Source organism: Chimaeribacter arupi, from assembly GCF_002858805.1.
GTDB lineage: Bacteria > Pseudomonadota > Gammaproteobacteria > Enterobacterales > Enterobacteriaceae > Chimaeribacter > Chimaeribacter arupi.
Map to the genome: position 1 here is coordinate 175,361 of NZ_PJZI01000002.1, position 16,281 is coordinate 191,641.

The following is a 16,281-nucleotide window of genomic DNA, read 5'->3' on the forward strand; positions in this document are numbered from 1 at the left end:
GTTCTGACTTAAACGCAGGCCGCCTGATATCCCTGCCCCGTCACCAACGTGACGTGCACATGCCTTAAGGAGAAGGATGATAAAGGGAAAGAGGAGATGACCCACGCACGAAAACGCCCAAATTTATGCAAACTCCAGTGAAATTGCAACCGAAGCCCGCTGTGCAAAGCGTATTTTATTGCTTTTGATCAACCACCGGCAGGCGCCATATTATCGCGAGCAGCACCAGCATCATCACCGCCAGCAGCACACGTAACCACAAAATCTTGATAAAAAAGAGAGAGATGCTAATGGATATCGCCGTGAACGCCATCGCTTTTCCCTTGGTTTTGGGCGGCAATGCCCGGTGCGCCTGCCAGTGGCGCAGGTAGCTGCCAAACCATGACCGGTGGAGCAGCCAATGGTGAAAACGCGGCGAGGACTGGGAAAAACACCAGGCGGCCAGCAACAGGAACGGGGTGGTCGGCAGCAACGGCAGCACAGCGCCCACCGCCCCCAATATCACCGCCAGCCAGCCGATCACCACCAGCGACCAGCGCCATATCTCTTTCTTCACTCTTCCCTGCTCCTTTCTCCGGCCGGTGCCGGCCTGACAGGCGGCCCCTGACAAACGGACATAGTAACGTCCAATTGCTGCCTGACACAATGAAACCGGCTTGTCAGCCCGGCGTTTCAGCGGCAAGCTACCCGGAAGATCCGCCGGAGAGAAAATGTGACAACGCAAAAAGTTTTACACACGCTGGAACAACAGATAAATGCGCTGGCTGTGGAGATAGAGCCTGTCGGCCATGTGCCGGCGCAACAGGCGCGGTTTGATGCCGGGCTGTTCCACACCCACGGCACGCGGCTGCGTGACTATCTGGCTGAAGTGCGGCAGAACCTCGCCCAGCTGAAAACGGTGGTGGCCGAAGGGCGTACAGCGCAGGTGGCGTTTGTGGCTGACCGGCTGGTGACGCAGATCGGTGCGCTGCAACGTGAGCTGGCGACCCAGGCGTTGCGTAAGGCCGTCGCGCGCCCGCAGGGCGAGAGTAAAGAGGATATTTACCACCGGCTGGCCCAGCACCAGGATTTCGAACGCCGGTTGATTGCCATGATCCGCGATCGTGAAAGTTTACTGGGCCGTCAGGAATCCCTGGCCCAGCAGCGCAAAATCCAGCAGGAGCTGGCCGCACTTGAAGGGCGGCTGCAACGCTGCCGCCAGGCGCTGATGCGGATTGAGCGGGCCGTTGAAAGAAAAGAAAACGGTTTTTGAATGTTTATCACAATTTTTTAAAGCCCTGTCCTTCCCGCTCCCGCAATTATCTATACTATAGGGATGTCCGCAGCGGGAGAACATTATGGGCCTGATTTCATGGATCATTCTGGGGCTGGTGGTCGGGCTGCTGGCAAAAGTGTTTATGCCGGGCAAAGAAGGCGGGAGCGTGATTTTATGGGTGGTGCTGGCCATCAGCGGTGCGCTGGTGGGGGGGTATATCAGCACTTATCTGGAGTCAGGCTCAGTCGCCGGGTTCAGTTTCAGAAGCTTGCTTATCGCACTGACGGGCGCAATCCTGATTCTGTTTGTTTATCGCAAACGTAACTATTGAGTTGGCCTTATGTCAGTTGAAAACGCCTCACCAGAACTGCAGTTGGCAGTTGACCTGATCTATTTGCTGGAATGCAATGAAATTGCCCCGGATATCGCGCTGGCGGCGCTGGAAATTGTGGCGCGTGACTACCGGGAAAAATTGCGCCTGGGCGGTGACGGCCCGCTCAGCGCCTGATGCCGGCCGGTTTACCTCATCACGCCTGTCGTGACATAAAGAGGGGTGCATAAAGAGAGGGGTACGTATACACCGTTACGCACCGCCTGTTATGCGCAGAGAAGATCAACCGGCATCAGGAAGGATGGCGTTGCCGGTTAGTTATCATCAGAAACAGTGTCCTGACTCTCCTGGCTGCCTGCCGCGCTGTCTCGCCGCAGATGCGGGCTGAGTTTTAACATATCAATATAAATATCGGCGTAATGCGCCGCCTGGCCTTTAAGATCAAACCCTTCCGGCATAAACAGCCAATTTTCCATCAGGCCGCTGATATAGGAGCGCAGCACCACGGCGGCCCGGCGGGTATCCAGATCATCCGGCAGTAACTTTAATTCAATACAATTTTTTAAAACGACCTCTATTTTTTCATAACTTTCCAGATACAGGATTTTATGCGCCTGCTGAAGAGACATCAGCTCTCCCACAAATTCACATTTATGAAAAATGATCTCCATCAAGGCACGCCGGCGTGGATCGTCTACCGTGGCACGGAGAATATAGATAAGGATTTCACGCAGAATACGCAGTGGATTATTGGGGTACTTTGCCTGATACTCTATTTCGAGATCGTCTATTTTAGACTCAGAAATCGCCCAAACTTCATTAAACAAGTCTACCTTGTTTTTGAAGTGCCAATAGATAGCACCCCGCGTTACACCGGCCGCGGTGGCAATGTCGGTCAGTGATGTCGCAGACACTCCGCGTTCTGAAAATTCCCTCACTGCGGCGTCCAGAATGTGTTGGCGGGTTTCAAGTGCTTGTTGTTTGGTTTTTCGTGCCATGGCTATTGGTTTTCACAGAGAGATGTCTTACATACATTCGCGTATGTATGTACGATGGTACGCACATATCTAAAATGCAGCAATGGGTTTTATGGCTTGTGATCCATTGATCAATTTGAAATCGGACACTTGAGGTTTATCTATGAACAAAAACAGAGGGTTAACGCCTCTGGCGGCCGTTCTGATGCTTTCAGGCAGCTTAGTTCTCACAGGATGTAATGATAAGGAGTCCTCACAGGGGGCCCAGCAACAGCAACAAGCGCCGGAAGTAGGCATTGTGACGCTGAAAACAGCGCCGCTGAATATCACCACTGAATTGCCCGGCCGTACCTCGGCGTTCCGTGTGGCAGAAGTCCGCCCTCAGGTGAGCGGCATTATTCTCAAGCGCAACTTTGTTGAAGGCAGTGATATTAAAGCCGGTACCTCCCTTTATCAGATCGATCCTGCGACCTATCAGGCTTCTTACGACAGTGCCAAAGGCGACCTGGCCAAAGCACAGGCCACCGCCCAAATCGCCCGTGTTACGCTGAACCGTTATAAACCCCTGCTCGGGACTAACTACATCAGCAAACAGGATTACGATCAGGCTCAGGCGGATGCCAGCTCAGCGGATGCTTCCGTGCTTGCGGCCAAAGCGGCGGTAGAAACGGCGCGTATTAATCTGGCGTATACCAAAGTCACCTCCCCTATCAGCGGCCGGATCGGTAAATCCAGTGTCACGGAAGGCGCGCTGGTCACCAGCGGCCAGACCACCGCCCTGGCAACCGTTCAGCAGCTTGACCCGATTTATGTGGATGTCACCCAGTCCAGCACCGATTTCCTGCGTCTGCAGCAGGAGATGTCAGAAGGCACGCTGAAGCAGCAGAACGGCAAAGCCAAAGTCACCTTACTGCTGGAAAACGGCAGCCAATATAAGCAGGAAGGGACGCTGGAGTTCTCCGACGTGACTGTGGATGAAACCACCGGCTCTATTACCTTGCGTGCGGTATTCCCGAACCCGGACCATGTTCTGCTGCCGGGGATGTTCGTCCGTGCGCGGCTGGATGAAGGCGTGAATGAAAATGCGCTGCTGGTACCGCAACAGGGCATCACCCGTAACCCGCGTGGTGAAGCTACCGCGATGGTCGTGGGCGCAGGTGACAAGGTAGAGACCCGCACCCTGACCACTGCCCAGGCGATTGGCGATAAATGGCTGGTCACCGACGGCCTGAAAGCGGGCGATCGCGTGATTGTGACCGGTCTGCAAAAAGTGAAGCCGGGCGCCCAGGTGAAAGTGCAGGAAGTGAGCGCTGACGCGCCGGCGCAACCCGCCGGGCAACAGCAGCAGGCAGCGTCCGATCAGGCCTCGAAGTCTTAATAGGAGCCGGTAATACATGGCTAAGTTCTTTATAGATCGCCCCATTTTTGCGTGGGTTATCGCCATCATTATCATGCTGGCGGGCGGACTGTCGATATTGAGTCTGCCGATTGCCCAATATCCGACAGTGGCGCCGCCGGCGATTGAAATATCCGCCAACTACCCGGGTGCCGATGCGCAGACCGTGCAGGATACCGTGACGCAGGTTATCGAGCAGAACATGAACGGCATCGATAACCTGATGTACATGTCCTCCTCCAGTGACTCGTCCGGCAGCGTGACCCTGACCCTGACCTTTGCCTCCGGCACGGATGCAGACATCGCCCAGGTGCAGGTGCAGAACAAACTGCAGCTGGCGATGCCGCTGTTGCCGCAGGAAGTGCAGCAACAAGGGATCCAGGTACAGAAGTCGAGCAGCAGCTTCCTGATGGTGGCCGGTTTTGTGAACAATAACGGCACCATGACGCAGGAAGATATCGCGGACTATGTGGCCTCAAACATCCAGGACCCGATCAGCCGTACCAGTGGTGTGGGTGACGTGCAGCTGTTTGGTTCCCAGTATGCGATGCGTATCTGGATGGACCCGAACAAGCTGACCAACTTTGCGCTGACGCCGGTCGATGTCATCAATGCCATTACCGTGCAGAACAACCAGGTGGCCGCCGGTCAGCTGGGCGGGACGCCGCCGGTGAAAGGGCAGCAGCTTAACTCCTCTATCATTGCGCAGACGCGCCTGACCTCTACCGAAGAGTTCGGCAAAATCCTGCTGAAAGTGAATCCGGATGGCTCCCAGGTGCGCCTGCGTGATGTGGCGACCATTGAGCTGGGTGGTGAAAACTACAGCGTGGTAGCCCGCTTCAATGGCCAGCCGGCTGCCGGTCTCGGTATCAAACTGGCGACCGGTGCCAACGCCCTGGACACCTCGAAAGCAGTAAAAGCCACACTGGATAAACTGAAACCCTTCTTCCCGAACGGGATGCAAGTGGTTTACCCGTACGACACCACGCCTTTCGTTCAGATCTCCATTAACGAAGTGGTGAAAACGCTGTTCGAAGCGATCGTGCTGGTGTTCCTGGTCATGTACCTGTTCCTGCAAAACTTCCGCGCGACGCTGATTCCGACCATTGCGGTGCCGGTGGTGTTGCTCGGGACTTTTGCGGTCATCGCAGCCTTTGGCTATTCGATCAACACCCTGACCATGTTCGGGATGGTGCTGGCGATAGGCCTCCTGGTGGATGACGCGATTGTGGTGGTGGAGAACGTCGAGCGTGTGATGGTCGAAGAGGGCCTGCCGCCGAAAGAAGCGACCAAGAAGTCGATGGATCAGATCCAGGGGGCGCTGGTCGGGATTGCGCTGGTGCTGTCTGCGGTCTTTATCCCGATGGCCTTCTTCGGTGGTTCTACCGGGGTTATCTACCGCCAGTTCTCCATTACCATCGTCTCCGCCATGGTGCTGTCAGTGATTGTGGCATTGATCCTGACCCCGGCGCTCTGCGCCACGATGCTCAAGCCGGTGCCGAAAGGACACCATGATGAGAAGAAAGGCTTCTTCGGCTGGTTCAACCGGATGTTTGAAAGCAGCACCAACCACTACACCGACAGCGTCGGCAATATCCTGCGCAGCACCGGCCGGTATTTGCTGATTTATCTGTTGATCGTAGTGGGTATGGCGCTGCTGTTCATCCGCCTGCCGACCTCCTTCCTGCCGGAAGAGGATCAGGGCGTGTTCCTGACCATGGTGCAGCTGCCGGCCGGGGCGACCCAGGAGCGGACGCAGAAAGTGCTGGATGAGGTGACCAACTACTACCTGGAAAAAGAGAAAGCCAACGTTAACTCCGTGTTTGCGGTTAACGGCTTTGGTTTCTCCGGCCAGGGCCAGAACACCGGTATCGCCTTCGTCAGCCTGAAAGACTGGTCTGAGCGCAGCGGCGCTGAGAACAAAGTGCCGGCGATTGCCGGGCGGGCCATGGGCACGTTCTCTGCGATTAAAGACGCGATGGTCTTCCCGTTCAACCTGCCGGCCATTGTTGAGCTGGGTACGGCGACCGGTTTCGACTTCCAGCTGATTGACCAGGCTAACCTGGGCCACCAGAAACTCACCGAAGCACGTAACCAGTTGCTCGGCATGATTGCCGAACACGGCGACCTGCTGGTAGGTGTGCGCCCGAACGGCCTGGAAGATACCCCGCAGTTCAAACTGGAAATTGATCAGGAGAAAGCCGAGGCGCTGGGCGTTTCTATCTCTGACATCAATACCACGCTGAGCTCAGCCTGGGGCGGCAGCTATGTGAATGACTTTATCGACCGCGGCCGCGTGAAGAAAGTCTATGTGCAGTCACAAGCGGAATACCGTATGTTGCCGAGCGATCTCAACAACTGGTATGTGCGTGGCAGCAATGGGCAGATGGTGCCGTTCTCCTCCTTCTCCACCTCCCATTGGGAGCATGGTTCGCCGCGTCTGGAGCGCTATAACGGCTTGCCGTCTATGGAGCTGCTGGGCCAGCCTGCACCGGGTAAAAGTAGTGGTGAAGCGATGGCGATGATGGAGTCACTGGCGGCGAAACTGCCGACCGGCATCGGCTACGACTGGACGGGGATGTCCTATCAGGAGCGGCTCTCCGGCAACCAGGCCCCTGCCCTGTATGCCATCTCGCTGATTGTGGTATTCCTCTGCCTGGCGGCCCTGTATGAGAGCTGGTCGATTCCGTTCTCTGTCATGCTGGTGGTGCCGCTTGGGGTCATCGGGGCGCTGATCGCTGCGACCTTCCGTGGCCTGAGTAACGACGTTTACTTCCAGGTGGGGCTGTTAACCACCATTGGCCTGTCGGCGAAGAACGCCATCCTGATTGTCGAGTTCGCCAAAGACCTGATGGACAAAGAGGGCAAAGGGTTGGTTGAGGCCACGCTGGAAGCGGTGCGGATGCGTCTGCGCCCGATTCTGATGACCTCTCTGGCCTTTATCCTGGGCGTATTGCCGCTGGTCATTTCGACCGGGGCAGGCTCCGGCGCCCAGAACGCAGTAGGTACCGGCGTAATGGGCGGGATGGTGACGGCGACGATTCTGGCCATCTTCTTTGTTCCGGTCTTCTTTGTGGTGGTTCGCCGCCGCTTCAGTAAGAAATCGGACGATATAGAACACAGCCACAGCCCGGCGGTATCGCTGGATAAGCACTGATGCTGTAAAGCCTGAAAGCCGCGCAATGCGCGGCTTTTTTTTTGCCTGCTGTTTACCCGGACGCCGTACAGGGCTTGCTATCTGTCACATTCTGCGCAATACTGCCCGCATCATTCGTTATGTTATAACATATCAAAAGGAGCTCATTATGCGCACCGGCATTCATCCTGATTACCGCACTGTGGTCTTTCACGATACCAGCGCTGACACCTATTTCGTCGTAGGGTCGACCCTGCGCACCGATCGCACCATTGAATGGGAAGGCCGCACGCTGCCTTATGTGCCGATTGAAGTGTCATCAGCTTCCCACCCTTATTACACCGGGAAACAGAAAGAGTTTTCCAAAGAAGGCAGCACGGCGCGCTTCCAGCAGCGCTTTGGCCGCTTCCTGACGCCAAAATCTGCCTGAGGAGAACATCATGCAAGTACTCAGTTCATTGCGCTCGGCAAAGCGCCGCCATAAAGATTGCAAAGTAGTGCGTCGCCACGGCCGCGTGTATGTCATTTGCAAAAGCAATCCCCGGTTTAATGCCGTACAAGGCAGAAAAAAGCGGCGTAAATAGCCGCCGCGACTCCCCTCTGGTTCCATCGAAGGGATCGCCCTGCCAGTAAAAAGCCCCGCTGCTGCCCAGCGGGGCTTTTTTTATGGTGTGAATAAGAAGATGCCGCCATGAACAGGTGCCCCGTTGCCTGATGCAACGGGGCACCGTTTATTTCATGCTGCTGACCAGCGCAGTCACGTTATGCTGAAACGCCTGTACGTAGGTGGGTGCCGGGCCGCCCGGTTTTGACAGGGCTTCCGGGTAGAGTTCGCCACCAGGCTGCGCGCCGCTGGCTGCGGCGATCTGTTTCACCAGCCGCGGATCGGTCTGGTTTTCAATAAAGTAAGCGCTGACATGCTGCTGCTTGATCTGCCTGATTAAAGCGGCCACCTCACTGGCGCTGGCTTCAGCCTCTGTAGAGAACCCCACCGGGGCCATAAAGGTGACGCCGTATTCGCGCCCCATATAGCCAAACGCATCGTGGCTGGTCAGCACCTTGCGCTTTTCTGCCGGAACATCGGCAAACTGCTGTTTAGCCCACTGGTCAAGCTGCTGTAACTGCGCAATGTAGGCCGCGCCGCGCTGGCGGAAATAACCGGCATCCTGTGGGTCGGCCGCGGCCAGCGCCGCCATAATATGCCGGGCATACAGCACGCCGTTCTGCATACTGTTCCAGGCATGAGGATCGGTAATCATTTTCCCGTCCTCTTCCATCTGCCGGGTATTCACCCCTTCAGAAGCCACCACCGGCTGCCCGCGATACCCGGAGGCGCTAATCAGGCGATCCATCCACCCTTCCAGCCCAAGCCCGCTGACAAATACCACATCAGCATGCGCCAGCGCCTGGCTGTCCTGAGGGGTTGGCTCATAGCTGTGCGGATCGCCGTCCGGCCCAACCAGAGTTTTTACATGAACATGCTCGCCCCCGATGTGCTGCACCATATCCCCCAGAATGGAAAAACTGGCGACGGTTTCCACCGTTTTTGCCATGGCTGAGTGGGCAGACAACAGGGCAGCCGTCGCTAACACCACCGGTAAATATTTCATGACATCTCCTTATTTAACGCACTATAACGACCGGGCAGCAGCAAAGATCCCGCCATACCGGCCAAATAAAACTGAAATGAAAAACAGCAGCGCGGCACTCAGCACAATGGCCGGGCCGGCAGGAAGCGAGGCGTAATAGGACCAGAGCAACCCGGCCAGGCTGGCGGCCATGCCGAAGGCCACCGCCGTCAACAACGTGGACGGTAACGTCCTGGCCCACAGCCGGGCGGCAGCGGCCGGTAACATCAATAGCCCGACTGACATCAGCGTGCCGAGGATCTGAAAACCCGCGACCAGGTTAATCACCACCAATGCCAGAAAGGCCGCATTGGTGACCGGCAGCCAGCGCCCCGCGCTGATCTGTAAAAATGTTTTGTCGAACGCTTCAATCACCAGCACGCGGTAAAGCCCTGCCAGCACCAGCAGCGATACGCCGGCAATGCTGCCCACCAGCCACAATGCCGGCGCGTCCACGGCCAGGATCGAACCAAACAGCACATGCAACAGGTCAATACTGGAGCCGCGCAGGGACACCAGCGTGACGCCCAGCGCCAGCGATCCGAGATAGAATCCGGCGAAGCTGGCATCTTCTTTCAATGCCGTATGCCGGCTGACCCAACCAGAGAGCACTGCAACCGCCAGGCCGGCAATAAAACCGCCGATGCCCATCGCCACCAGTGACATCCCTGAAAGGAGATAACCCATCGCCGCGCCGGGCAGCACCGCATGTGAAAGGGCATCCCCAACCAGGCTCATGCGTCGTAACAGCAAAAAAACGCCCAGCGGGGCGGCGCTGAGCGACAATGCCAGGCAGGCGACCAGCGCGCGGCGCATAAACCCGAAGGTCAAAAAAGGATCGCTTAACAGATGCAGCATCATGGTGCGGTGCCTCCCTGCCATCGCCCTTCACCGGCGGTAAAAGCCTGGCCAGCCCGCAAGGCGGCTGCGCGATCTGCCTGCTGGGCCAGTACATGCGCAGTGCTGCCCCACGCATTCCCCTGCGGGTGAAGCAATAAGGTGTGAGGAAAGTGCCCGCTGACCATGTCGATATCGTGCAACACCGCAATGACCGTGCGCTGCTGCGTATGCCATTTGGCAATAATCTCCAGCAGCAGCCGGACAGTGACGGCATCAATGCCGGTAAAGGGCTCATCCAGCAGAATCAACGGCGCTTGCTGTACCAGCAAACGGGCAAACAACACGCGCTGAAACTGCCCGCCGGAGAGCTGGCCAATCGGCGCGCAGGCGAATGCCTCCATCCCCACCTGCCCCAGCGCGGTGGCAATCTGTTGCCGGTGGCTGCGGGTCAGCCGCCCGAAAACACCCCGGCTGCGCAAGAGTCCCATTGCCACCAAGTCTTCCACCAACAAAGGAAACTGACGATCGAGATCGGCCTGCTGGGGCAGGAACGCAAACGGGCGACGCGCATGGCGTGAAGGCCGGACCTCGCCTGACACCGGGGGTTGCAGACCCGCCAGCGTTTTAAGCAATGTGGATTTGCCACTGCCGTTAGCGCCGATAACCGCCGTCAGGGAGCCGGGGTGAAAGACCCCGCTAAGGGGAAGCGTCACAGGCTGGCGTCCGTACCCTGCCGTGAGCTGATGCAATCCGATCATGGCAGACGCGTCGCCCAGTAAATGGCCGCCCACAACAGGGCCAATATCAAGGCAACGGCGATACCCCGTAAGCCGGCAGATGCCATCAGCCAGCTTGCGCGGAAAGGGGATGAAGAAAAAACAGACATAGTGGCCTCAGCTTGCGTTTATTGTTATGATATAACATCACAATAAAGACACGGAGACAACCCTGAGGGTGTGCAGACCGCGCGCATCCTGCACCAAAGGGCAACCGACGGAATCTGAAAATGCGGTTTTTGGGTCACAGAAATGCGTGATTAAAGAGTAATTTTTTATGTATTAAGGTTAAAACCACTATTTTTCAGTGAGATAAGGAGATTGCGTCAGGGAAAAAAGTCCGCTGCCTGCACTGACAAAATGTTCTGGAGTGTGCAATACTATAAATATGCGTTAATAAAACATGATGAATAAATGCAACTTTGTATTTCTTTACCTTCTGACAACGCGACGCTTTCTGTTTCTCAACTCAAAACAATCGTCGACGCGAATATTCCTTTACTGGAAGATAGCCTGATCGGGAATTTGAGCTATTATTCAGATAATGCCCGTTACGAAGCAGGAAGCCTGACAGTCACCGGGCTTGAACCGCTTTCCGCGCACGTTTATTCAATGACTTACCGATATCGTTGGACAATTTTCAACGGCTGCCTGGATATAGACGCCGCTGAACAAAGGGAAGAGAGAATCACATTTACACATTCAGGTTCACAGCTCTGTTTCAATATCATTGATAACAGCCGCCCCTCACCTTCTGATGAATTGTAATTTTGAGTAATTCTTCCTCCCACGTTACTGAAAAATGTTTTATATTTATTTGTAAGGATGTCAGCCATCACTGATTAAAATGATCTCTCATCTGTCCGGTTATTAAATTACTCACTTAGTGTTATCAATACGAATAACGACCTAACGGAGGAGATGATATGGATGAGTATTCGCCTAAGCGGCATGATGTTGCCCAACTGAAGTTCCTGTGTGAGAACCTCTATGATGAAGGAATTGCCACGCTGGGAGACAGCCACCACGGCTGGGTAAATGATCCGACGTCTGAGGTTAATCTGCAATTGAACGAACTGATTGAACATATTGCTTCTTTCGTCATGAGTTTTAAAATAAAATATCAGGATGAACTTGCGCTTGCTGACCGTGTCGAAGAGTACCTGGATGACACCTATACCCTGTTTGGTAATTACGGCATCAGCGCGGCTGATTTAAAGCGATGGCAAAAAACTAAAAGACGATTATTCGGAATGTTCTCAGAAGAGAATATCTGTACGCTGATTAAAACTTAATAGATAATTCACCGCAATCTACTTATATAAGATTCGAACCACTATGACTATGATGAAAAAGATCGACTACCTGATGCGTTTACGTAAATGCACCACAATAGACACATTAGAGCGTGTTATTGAAAAAAATAAGTACGAGCTTTCGGATGATGAACTCGAAATGTTTTATTCCGCAGCTGACCATCGCCTCGCTGAATTGACGATGAATAAACTTTATGACAAAGTCCCGACATCTGTCTGGAAGTATGTTCGTTAATTGTCGCTTAGCGTTCCGTTAAGATAAATAACGTTGAGCCGATACTTCTATCGGCTTCAATCACTTAGCTCAGTCTCTTCCTCTGCCTCTCTGTTGTCTCGGTCTGCCCTGCATTTCTCCTTGTCGCGATGCCGCGTTATATGGCGCCGCCTTGCCCGGAAACAGAAAAACAGATCATTTTCCTTCTGCTACTATTAGCAACGTCGTTACCCCAGAGTGATCTTATACACCATTCTTTAACAAAACTTATTAATTGAGTGCATAAAACCAACAAAAATACGTGTTTTCAGCCGATCTGGTTAATCGGGGTAAGTTATTTCCGGTGTCAGGCGGAGTGATGCCGAAAAAAGGGTAAACGGGGGGCGATACGCGTGACGGGTAAGCGTCATAAAGCAGAATGGGTTTTGGGAAAGAATAAAAAAAGAGAGGGGCAGAATTGGGTGGGGGCCCTGCCAGCTACATCCCGGCACACACGACGCCTGCTGCGGCTGCTTCCTTCCGGACCTGACCGAGTTCACAAGTTAGTGTTGCGGGAGAACCAACAGGGCCCCCATTGACGGCTCCGATGTTGCGGAGCGGGGAGCATTATCAGTGAACCCCCTTGCAAAAGCAACCCATTACCACCTGACCGTTGTTTTCTTAAACAATCCACTCGCAGGGTGAAAGAAGGATAACCCTTAAAAAACAAATGGTAGCCCTTCCACCGGCCTGGGCATTCTCACACGCAGGCCTGTTGCCCTGCGCGCGCCTCGCCTGTGTCGCGGCCCTTCCCTGCCCGGCCGTTTTGCTTTTAAATGGCGCGGTATACCTGTTTTTATTTTTACGCAGAGACGGACATGAACGAACCGGAAAATTTTAATCAGCGCGTTTACCATATTGTCGCCGCAATCCCTGAAGGCCAGGTGACGACTTATGGCCATGTGGCGCGGCTGGCTGGTTCACCGCGGGCCGCGCGCCAGGTTGGGGGGGTATTACGGCGTTTGCCGGAAGGCAGCCGCCTGCCCTGGCACCGGGTAGTAAATCGCCACGGCGGGATTTCACTACAAGGGGAAGATTTTCAGCGCCAGCGGCAGGCCTTGCTGTCAGAAGGCATTGTCTTTGGGCCGGGCAGCCTGATTGATTTAGCCCGCTATGGCTGGAAAGAATAAGGCCGGCAGCCGTAGCTGTCGGCCGGGCCCTTAAGGCATCGGTGACGGTGCCGGGTTCAGGGAAGAAGGTACAGGTTTATTTGGCGAGGTATCCAACGGCCCCAGGGTTGACGGCTTGGTGGTCACCGGCACAGACGTCATCGGGATCAGGTTTAACTGAACCTGAGTGCCTTTACCGTTATTGATGACTTCCTGAATGGAGTCGGTCATAAACATCATCTGACCATTGCTTTGGGTGATGGCTGCGCTCAGGAGCATACGCGCATCGGGTTTAATATCCCGCGGATTAAAGGGCAGCACGAAGGGGAAAGGTGACTGTTTACCCTCGGTGCGAGCCACGCTCTGGGCAACCACCCTCGACGGCGCATCCGGGATCGAGGCATCGGAAAGCGTAACCGTCAGTATCGAGTCTGGCGGCAGCGCGATACGCTGACTGATATTAATTGTCCCGTTGACGGAAGGCTGCTGAATAGCCGCGGTCGATGGCGCACCATTACCCGGCGGCGGTGACGGAGGAGGTGCCGATTGAGACGCACATCCAGCCAGGGTCAAAGACAGCGCGGTTCCACCTACAATCTGCCAAAGTTTCATCAATTGCACTCCTTGTTATGATTACCTCTTTACCGGCATCTAACACCAGCGTCGGGATAGTGGCTTTAACCACTTCACGTGATAATTGTGGCACATAACCCTGAAAAATTCCTGCCGCCCCCTCCCCGCCGCCCTTCTTCCCCCCTGCCAAATCCACTACTATCTAAAGAAGGACTGTGGCTGCTTGGGCTATGTCTGTAAAAGGGCACGCGTGCAGGCTGAAACCGGCCCGCCTGTTTGCCCACGTTATTCCCCCTGAATGAGATCCCCCCATGAGTCAGGCATTAAAAAATTTACTGGATCTGCTCGATCTGGAAAAAATTGAAGAGGGGCTGTTCCGCGGCCAGAGTGAAGATCTTGGCCTGCGTCAGGTTTTTGGCGGCCAGGTGGTCGGTCAGGCACTGTATGCCGCCAAACAGACGGTACCGGCGGAGCGCGGCATTCACTCCTTCCACAGCTACTTTTTGCGCCCTGGTGACAGCAGCAAGCCGATTATTTATGACGTTGAAATCCTGCGTGACGGTAACAGTTTCAGCGCCCGTCGGGTGAAAGCGGTACAGAACGGCAAACCTATTTTCTACATGACCGCCTCTTTCCAGTGCCAGGAGAGCGGGTTTGAGCACCAGAACACCATGCCGGAGGTGCCGCCGCCGGAAGCGCTGATGTCGGAATCGGAGATTGCCCAGAAGTTTGCGCATCTGATCCCGGAAAAAGTGCGGGATAAATTCCTGAGCCAGCGGCCGATTGAAATGCGCCCGGTGGCGTTCCATAACCCGTTGCAGGGCGCAGTAGCGGAACCGCAACGCCATGTCTGGTTCCGCGCCAATGGTGAGATGCCGGACGACCTGCGCACCCACCAATATCTGCTGGGTTACGCGTCTGACTTCAACTTCCTGCCCACTGCGTTGCAACCCCACGGTGTAGGGTTCCTTGAACCGGGTATGCAGGTTGCGACCATCGACCATTCCATGTGGTTCCATCGCCCGTTCCGCCTGGATGACTGGTTGCTGTATGCGGTGGAAAGCACCTCCGCCTCCGGCGCGCGTGGCTTTGTGCGCGGGCAGTTCTATACCCGGGACGGCGTGCTGGTCGCGTCTACGGTACAAGAAGGCGTGATCCGCCGCCACCGCTAATCCCCGGCCGGGCGCGGCCTTCTGGCCGTGATAAAAAAAGGGCGGTGGATTACGCCACCGCCCCTCTATCATCATTATATGTTTTACGTTCTGTGTTGTTTTTGCATGTTATCCGGCGGATTATCCGGCACAGGGTGGGAATCTCACCCGATGCCGGTCACACCTGTTTTTCTTATTTTTTAGCGCACTGCTCTCTTTATTACGCCCACCATCACTGGTTATACGCATTCTCGCCGTGGCTGTTTACATCCAGGCCTTCACGCTCCTGATCTTCCGGAACGCGCAGCCCCACCACCATATCAGCAATTTTATAGCCGATAAAGGCCACAACCCCTGACCAGACCAGCGTCAGGCCCACGCTGAACAGCTGAACCCAGACCTGATGCCCCATCGTGACGCCTTCGGCATAGCCTACGCCGCCCAAGGACGAGGAGGTAAACACGCCGGTCAGGATGCAGCCTGTGATACCACACACGCCATGCACGCCGAATACGTCGCAGGTATCATCCGCATGGAGCCAGCGTTTAAGCATCACCACGCCCCACAGGCCTGCCACACCGCCCACCAGCCCGATAATCAGCGCGCCGCCGACGCCCACATACCCGGCCGCCGGGGTAATGGCCACCAGCCCGGCGATGCAGCCGGAGCAGGCACCCAGCAGGGAAGGCTTACCGCGTACCATCCACTCCACCAGGATCCAGGAGAGAATCGCCCCCGCCGTTGCCATCACGGTATTAACGAATGCCAGCGCGGCAATGCCGTTGGCGGCACTGGCGGAACCGGCGTTGAAGCCGAACCAGCCGACATAAAGGATGCTGGCGCCGGTGAATACCATCGGCAGGTTGTGAGGTTTGAACGCTTCTTTACCGAAACCGGCACGTTTGCCCAGCAGGTAAGCCCCGACCAGGCCGGCAATCGCGGCGTTGATGTGCACCACGGTGCCGCCGGCGAAGTCCAGTGCGCCATCCGCCGCCAGGAAACCACCGCCCCACACCATATGCGCGATGGGCAGGTAGGAGAAAGTCAGCCAAATCACGGTGAAAATCAGTACCGCTGAGAACCGCACGCGTTCAGCAAAGCCGCCCACAATCAGCGCCACGGTGATACAGGCGAAGGAGCACTGGAAAGCCACATGGATGAACTGGGCAAAGGTGCCGCTCAGGCTGTCAACGGTGATGCCTTTCAGCAGGGCTGTCTGGAAGCCGCCAAAGAAGGCGTTCCCCTCGCTGAATGCCAGGCTGTAGCCGTACAGCATCCAGAGTACGCACACCAGCGCAAACGTCACCATGACCTGCGTCAGCATCGACAGCACGTTTTTAGAGCGCAGCAGGCCGCCGTAAAACAGCGCCACGCCCGGCACCGTCATGAACAGCACCAACGCGGTGCAAATCATCATAAAGGCGTTGTCCGCTTTATCTGCGACGACCGGCGCGGCCGCCATCGCCAGTGACGGCATCATGGCTGCCGCGCCAAGGCCCATCATGGATAAAAGTTTTTTCATTATCAATCCACCCCTAAG

Annotated in this window: 19 protein-coding genes and 1 other RNA gene; 12 read left to right on the forward strand and 8 right to left on the reverse strand. The window is 55.6% G+C overall.

The window, feature by feature from the left end:
• Positions 1 to 175: 175 nt before the first annotated feature.
• Positions 176 to 544 carry a DUF454 family protein gene (locus CYR52_RS02390; protein WP_072926896.1) on the reverse strand — a complete coding sequence of 123 codons (369 nt, stop codon included), beginning with the start codon at positions 542 to 544 and terminating at the stop codon, positions 176 to 178.
• A gap of 168 nt (positions 545 to 712) precedes the next feature.
• Here CYR52_RS02390 and priC point away from each other — a divergent pair, with 168 nt between their 5' ends.
• The 3 genes from priC to rsmS all read left to right on the forward strand — a co-directional run bounded on the left by priC (position 713) and on the right by rsmS (position 1,763).
• Positions 713 to 1,252, forward strand: coding sequence for a primosomal replication protein PriC (gene priC / locus CYR52_RS02395; RefSeq protein ID WP_072926455.1), 540 nt, complete (start codon positions 713 to 715; stop codon positions 1,250 to 1,252).
• Positions 1,253 to 1,337: 85 nt separating this feature from the next.
• Positions 1,338 to 1,586 (forward strand): GlsB/YeaQ/YmgE family stress response membrane protein, encoded by a 249-nt coding sequence (locus CYR52_RS02400; RefSeq protein WP_072926456.1) that lies wholly within the window; start codon positions 1,338 to 1,340, stop codon positions 1,584 to 1,586.
• A 9-nt stretch (positions 1,587 to 1,595) separates the two neighbouring features.
• Entirely contained in the window at positions 1,596 to 1,763 is a 168-nt protein-coding gene (rsmS, locus tag CYR52_RS02405; RefSeq protein WP_072926458.1) for a pleiotropic regulatory protein RsmS, read from the forward strand.
• A gap of 137 nt (positions 1,764 to 1,900) precedes the next feature.
• Here the strand turns inward: rsmS and acrR are convergent, their stop codons facing one another.
• Positions 1,901 to 2,584: a multidrug efflux transporter transcriptional repressor AcrR gene (gene acrR / locus CYR52_RS02410; RefSeq protein WP_072926460.1), complete on the reverse strand. Its 684-nt coding sequence runs from the start codon at positions 2,582 to 2,584 to the stop codon at positions 1,901 to 1,903.
• 142 nt (positions 2,585 to 2,726) lie between these two features.
• Between acrR and CYR52_RS02415 the strand changes: the two genes are divergently transcribed.
• The 4 genes from CYR52_RS02415 (at position 2,727) to ykgO (ending at position 7,679) form a co-directional block, all read left to right on the forward strand.
• Positions 2,727 to 3,941, forward strand: a complete 1,215-nt coding sequence (locus tag CYR52_RS02415) for an efflux RND transporter periplasmic adaptor subunit (RefSeq protein WP_072926461.1) — start codon at positions 2,727 to 2,729, stop codon at positions 3,939 to 3,941.
• 16 nt (positions 3,942 to 3,957) lie between these two features.
• Positions 3,958 to 7,116, forward strand: coding sequence for a multidrug efflux RND transporter permease subunit AcrB (gene acrB, locus CYR52_RS02420; protein ID WP_072926463.1), 3,159 nt, complete (start codon positions 3,958 to 3,960; stop codon positions 7,114 to 7,116).
• A 148-nt stretch (positions 7,117 to 7,264) separates the two neighbouring features.
• The gene (locus CYR52_RS02425) at positions 7,265 to 7,525 is read left to right on the forward strand and encodes a type B 50S ribosomal protein L31 (RefSeq protein ID WP_072926464.1); all 261 of its coding nucleotides are present in this window, start codon (positions 7,265 to 7,267) and stop codon (positions 7,523 to 7,525) included.
• Positions 7,526 to 7,535: 10 nt separating this feature from the next.
• Positions 7,536 to 7,679 carry a type B 50S ribosomal protein L36 gene (gene ykgO / locus CYR52_RS02430; protein ID WP_101827887.1) on the forward strand — a complete coding sequence of 48 codons (144 nt, stop codon included), beginning with the start codon at positions 7,536 to 7,538 and terminating at the stop codon, positions 7,677 to 7,679.
• 147 nt (positions 7,680 to 7,826) lie between these two features.
• Here the strand turns inward: ykgO and CYR52_RS02435 are convergent, their stop codons facing one another.
• The 3 genes from CYR52_RS02435 to CYR52_RS02445 are packed head-to-tail and all read right to left on the reverse strand — an operon-like array spanning position 7,827 to position 10,321.
• Positions 7,827 to 8,705 (reverse strand): metal ABC transporter substrate-binding protein, encoded by an 879-nt coding sequence (locus tag CYR52_RS02435; protein ID WP_101827888.1) that lies wholly within the window; start codon positions 8,703 to 8,705, stop codon positions 7,827 to 7,829.
• Between the two features lie 21 nt (positions 8,706 to 8,726).
• Positions 8,727 to 9,584, reverse strand: coding sequence for a metal ABC transporter permease (locus CYR52_RS02440; RefSeq protein WP_101827889.1), 858 nt, complete (start codon positions 9,582 to 9,584; stop codon positions 8,727 to 8,729).
• Complete coding sequence (locus CYR52_RS02445) at positions 9,581 to 10,321, reverse strand: metal ABC transporter ATP-binding protein (protein ID WP_101827890.1); 741 nt, start codon at positions 10,319 to 10,321, stop codon at positions 9,581 to 9,583. The genes CYR52_RS02440 and CYR52_RS02445 overlap by 4 nt, the downstream gene beginning before the upstream one ends.
• Before the next feature lie 432 nt (positions 10,322 to 10,753).
• On the opposite strand from CYR52_RS02445, the gene CYR52_RS22320 reads away from it, so the two are divergent.
• From CYR52_RS22320 to CYR52_RS02455, 3 genes are all read left to right on the forward strand, one after another.
• Complete coding sequence (locus CYR52_RS22320) at positions 10,754 to 11,107, forward strand: hypothetical protein (RefSeq protein ID WP_072926472.1); 354 nt, start codon at positions 10,754 to 10,756, stop codon at positions 11,105 to 11,107.
• A 158-nt stretch (positions 11,108 to 11,265) separates the two neighbouring features.
• A complete protein-coding gene (tomB, locus tag CYR52_RS02450; RefSeq protein WP_072926474.1) occupies positions 11,266 to 11,634 on the forward strand; it encodes an Hha toxicity modulator TomB in 369 nt (122 codons plus the stop codon).
• Positions 11,635 to 11,686: 52 nt separating this feature from the next.
• Entirely contained in the window at positions 11,687 to 11,890 is a 204-nt protein-coding gene (locus CYR52_RS02455) for an HHA domain-containing protein (RefSeq protein ID WP_072926899.1), read from the forward strand.
• Positions 11,891 to 12,337: 447 nt separating this feature from the next.
• Here CYR52_RS02455 and ffs read toward each other — a convergent pair.
• Positions 12,338 to 12,434: signal recognition particle sRNA small type (ffs, locus tag CYR52_RS02460), an RNA gene on the reverse strand.
• A gap of 292 nt (positions 12,435 to 12,726) precedes the next feature.
• Between ffs and CYR52_RS02465 the strand changes: the two genes are divergently transcribed.
• A complete protein-coding gene (locus CYR52_RS02465; RefSeq protein WP_072926901.1) occupies positions 12,727 to 13,038 on the forward strand; it encodes an MGMT family protein in 312 nt (103 codons plus the stop codon).
• A 30-nt stretch (positions 13,039 to 13,068) separates the two neighbouring features.
• On the opposite strand, the gene CYR52_RS02470 is transcribed toward CYR52_RS02465, so the two are convergent.
• Positions 13,069 to 13,629, reverse strand: a complete 561-nt coding sequence (locus CYR52_RS02470; RefSeq protein WP_072926476.1) for a YbaY family lipoprotein — start codon at positions 13,627 to 13,629, stop codon at positions 13,069 to 13,071.
• Between the two features lie 272 nt (positions 13,630 to 13,901).
• On the opposite strand from CYR52_RS02470, the gene tesB reads away from it, so the two are divergent.
• Positions 13,902 to 14,762: an acyl-CoA thioesterase II gene (gene tesB / locus CYR52_RS02475; protein WP_101827891.1), complete on the forward strand. Its 861-nt coding sequence runs from the start codon at positions 13,902 to 13,904 to the stop codon at positions 14,760 to 14,762.
• Positions 14,763 to 14,973: 211 nt separating this feature from the next.
• Here tesB and amtB read toward each other — a convergent pair whose 3' ends face one another.
• The gene (gene amtB / locus CYR52_RS02480; protein ID WP_072926480.1) at positions 14,974 to 16,263 is read right to left on the reverse strand and encodes an ammonium transporter AmtB; all 1,290 of its coding nucleotides are present in this window, start codon (positions 16,261 to 16,263) and stop codon (positions 14,974 to 14,976) included.
• Between the last annotated feature and the right edge of the window lie 18 nt (positions 16,264 to 16,281).

Coding starts and splice junctions, on each gene's coding strand:
- CYR52_RS02435 (WP_101827888.1), bottom strand. CDS start 8,705: ATGAAATATTTACCGGTGGTGTTAGCGACGGCTGCCCTGTTGTCTGCC.
- CYR52_RS02440 (WP_101827889.1), bottom strand. CDS start 9,584: ATGATGCTGCATCTGTTAAGCGATCCTTTTTTGACCTTCGGGTTTATG.
- acrR (WP_072926460.1), bottom strand. CDS start 2,584: ATGGCACGAAAAACCAAACAACAAGCACTTGAAACCCGCCAACACATT.
- acrB (WP_072926463.1), top strand. CDS start 3,958: ATGGCTAAGTTCTTTATAGATCGCCCCATTTTTGCGTGGGTTATCGCC.
- rsmS (WP_072926458.1), top strand. CDS start 1,596: ATGTCAGTTGAAAACGCCTCACCAGAACTGCAGTTGGCAGTTGACCTG.
- CYR52_RS02465 (WP_072926901.1), top strand. CDS start 12,727: ATGAACGAACCGGAAAATTTTAATCAGCGCGTTTACCATATTGTCGCC.
- CYR52_RS02400 (WP_072926456.1), top strand. CDS start 1,338: ATGGGCCTGATTTCATGGATCATTCTGGGGCTGGTGGTCGGGCTGCTG.
- CYR52_RS22320 (WP_072926472.1), top strand. CDS start 10,754: ATGCAACTTTGTATTTCTTTACCTTCTGACAACGCGACGCTTTCTGTT.
- ykgO (WP_101827887.1), top strand. CDS start 7,536: ATGCAAGTACTCAGTTCATTGCGCTCGGCAAAGCGCCGCCATAAAGAT.
- CYR52_RS02455 (WP_072926899.1), top strand. CDS start 11,687: ATGAAAAAGATCGACTACCTGATGCGTTTACGTAAATGCACCACAATA.
- CYR52_RS02470 (WP_072926476.1), bottom strand. CDS start 13,629: ATGAAACTTTGGCAGATTGTAGGTGGAACCGCGCTGTCTTTGACCCTG.
- tomB (WP_072926474.1), top strand. CDS start 11,266: ATGGATGAGTATTCGCCTAAGCGGCATGATGTTGCCCAACTGAAGTTC.
- CYR52_RS02445 (WP_101827890.1), bottom strand. CDS start 10,321: ATGATCGGATTGCATCAGCTCACGGCAGGGTACGGACGCCAGCCTGTG.
- tesB (WP_101827891.1), top strand. CDS start 13,902: ATGAGTCAGGCATTAAAAAATTTACTGGATCTGCTCGATCTGGAAAAA.
- CYR52_RS02415 (WP_072926461.1), top strand. CDS start 2,727: ATGAACAAAAACAGAGGGTTAACGCCTCTGGCGGCCGTTCTGATGCTT.
- CYR52_RS02425 (WP_072926464.1), top strand. CDS start 7,265: ATGCGCACCGGCATTCATCCTGATTACCGCACTGTGGTCTTTCACGAT.
- amtB (WP_072926480.1), bottom strand. CDS start 16,263: ATGAAAAAACTTTTATCCATGATGGGCCTTGGCGCGGCAGCCATGATG.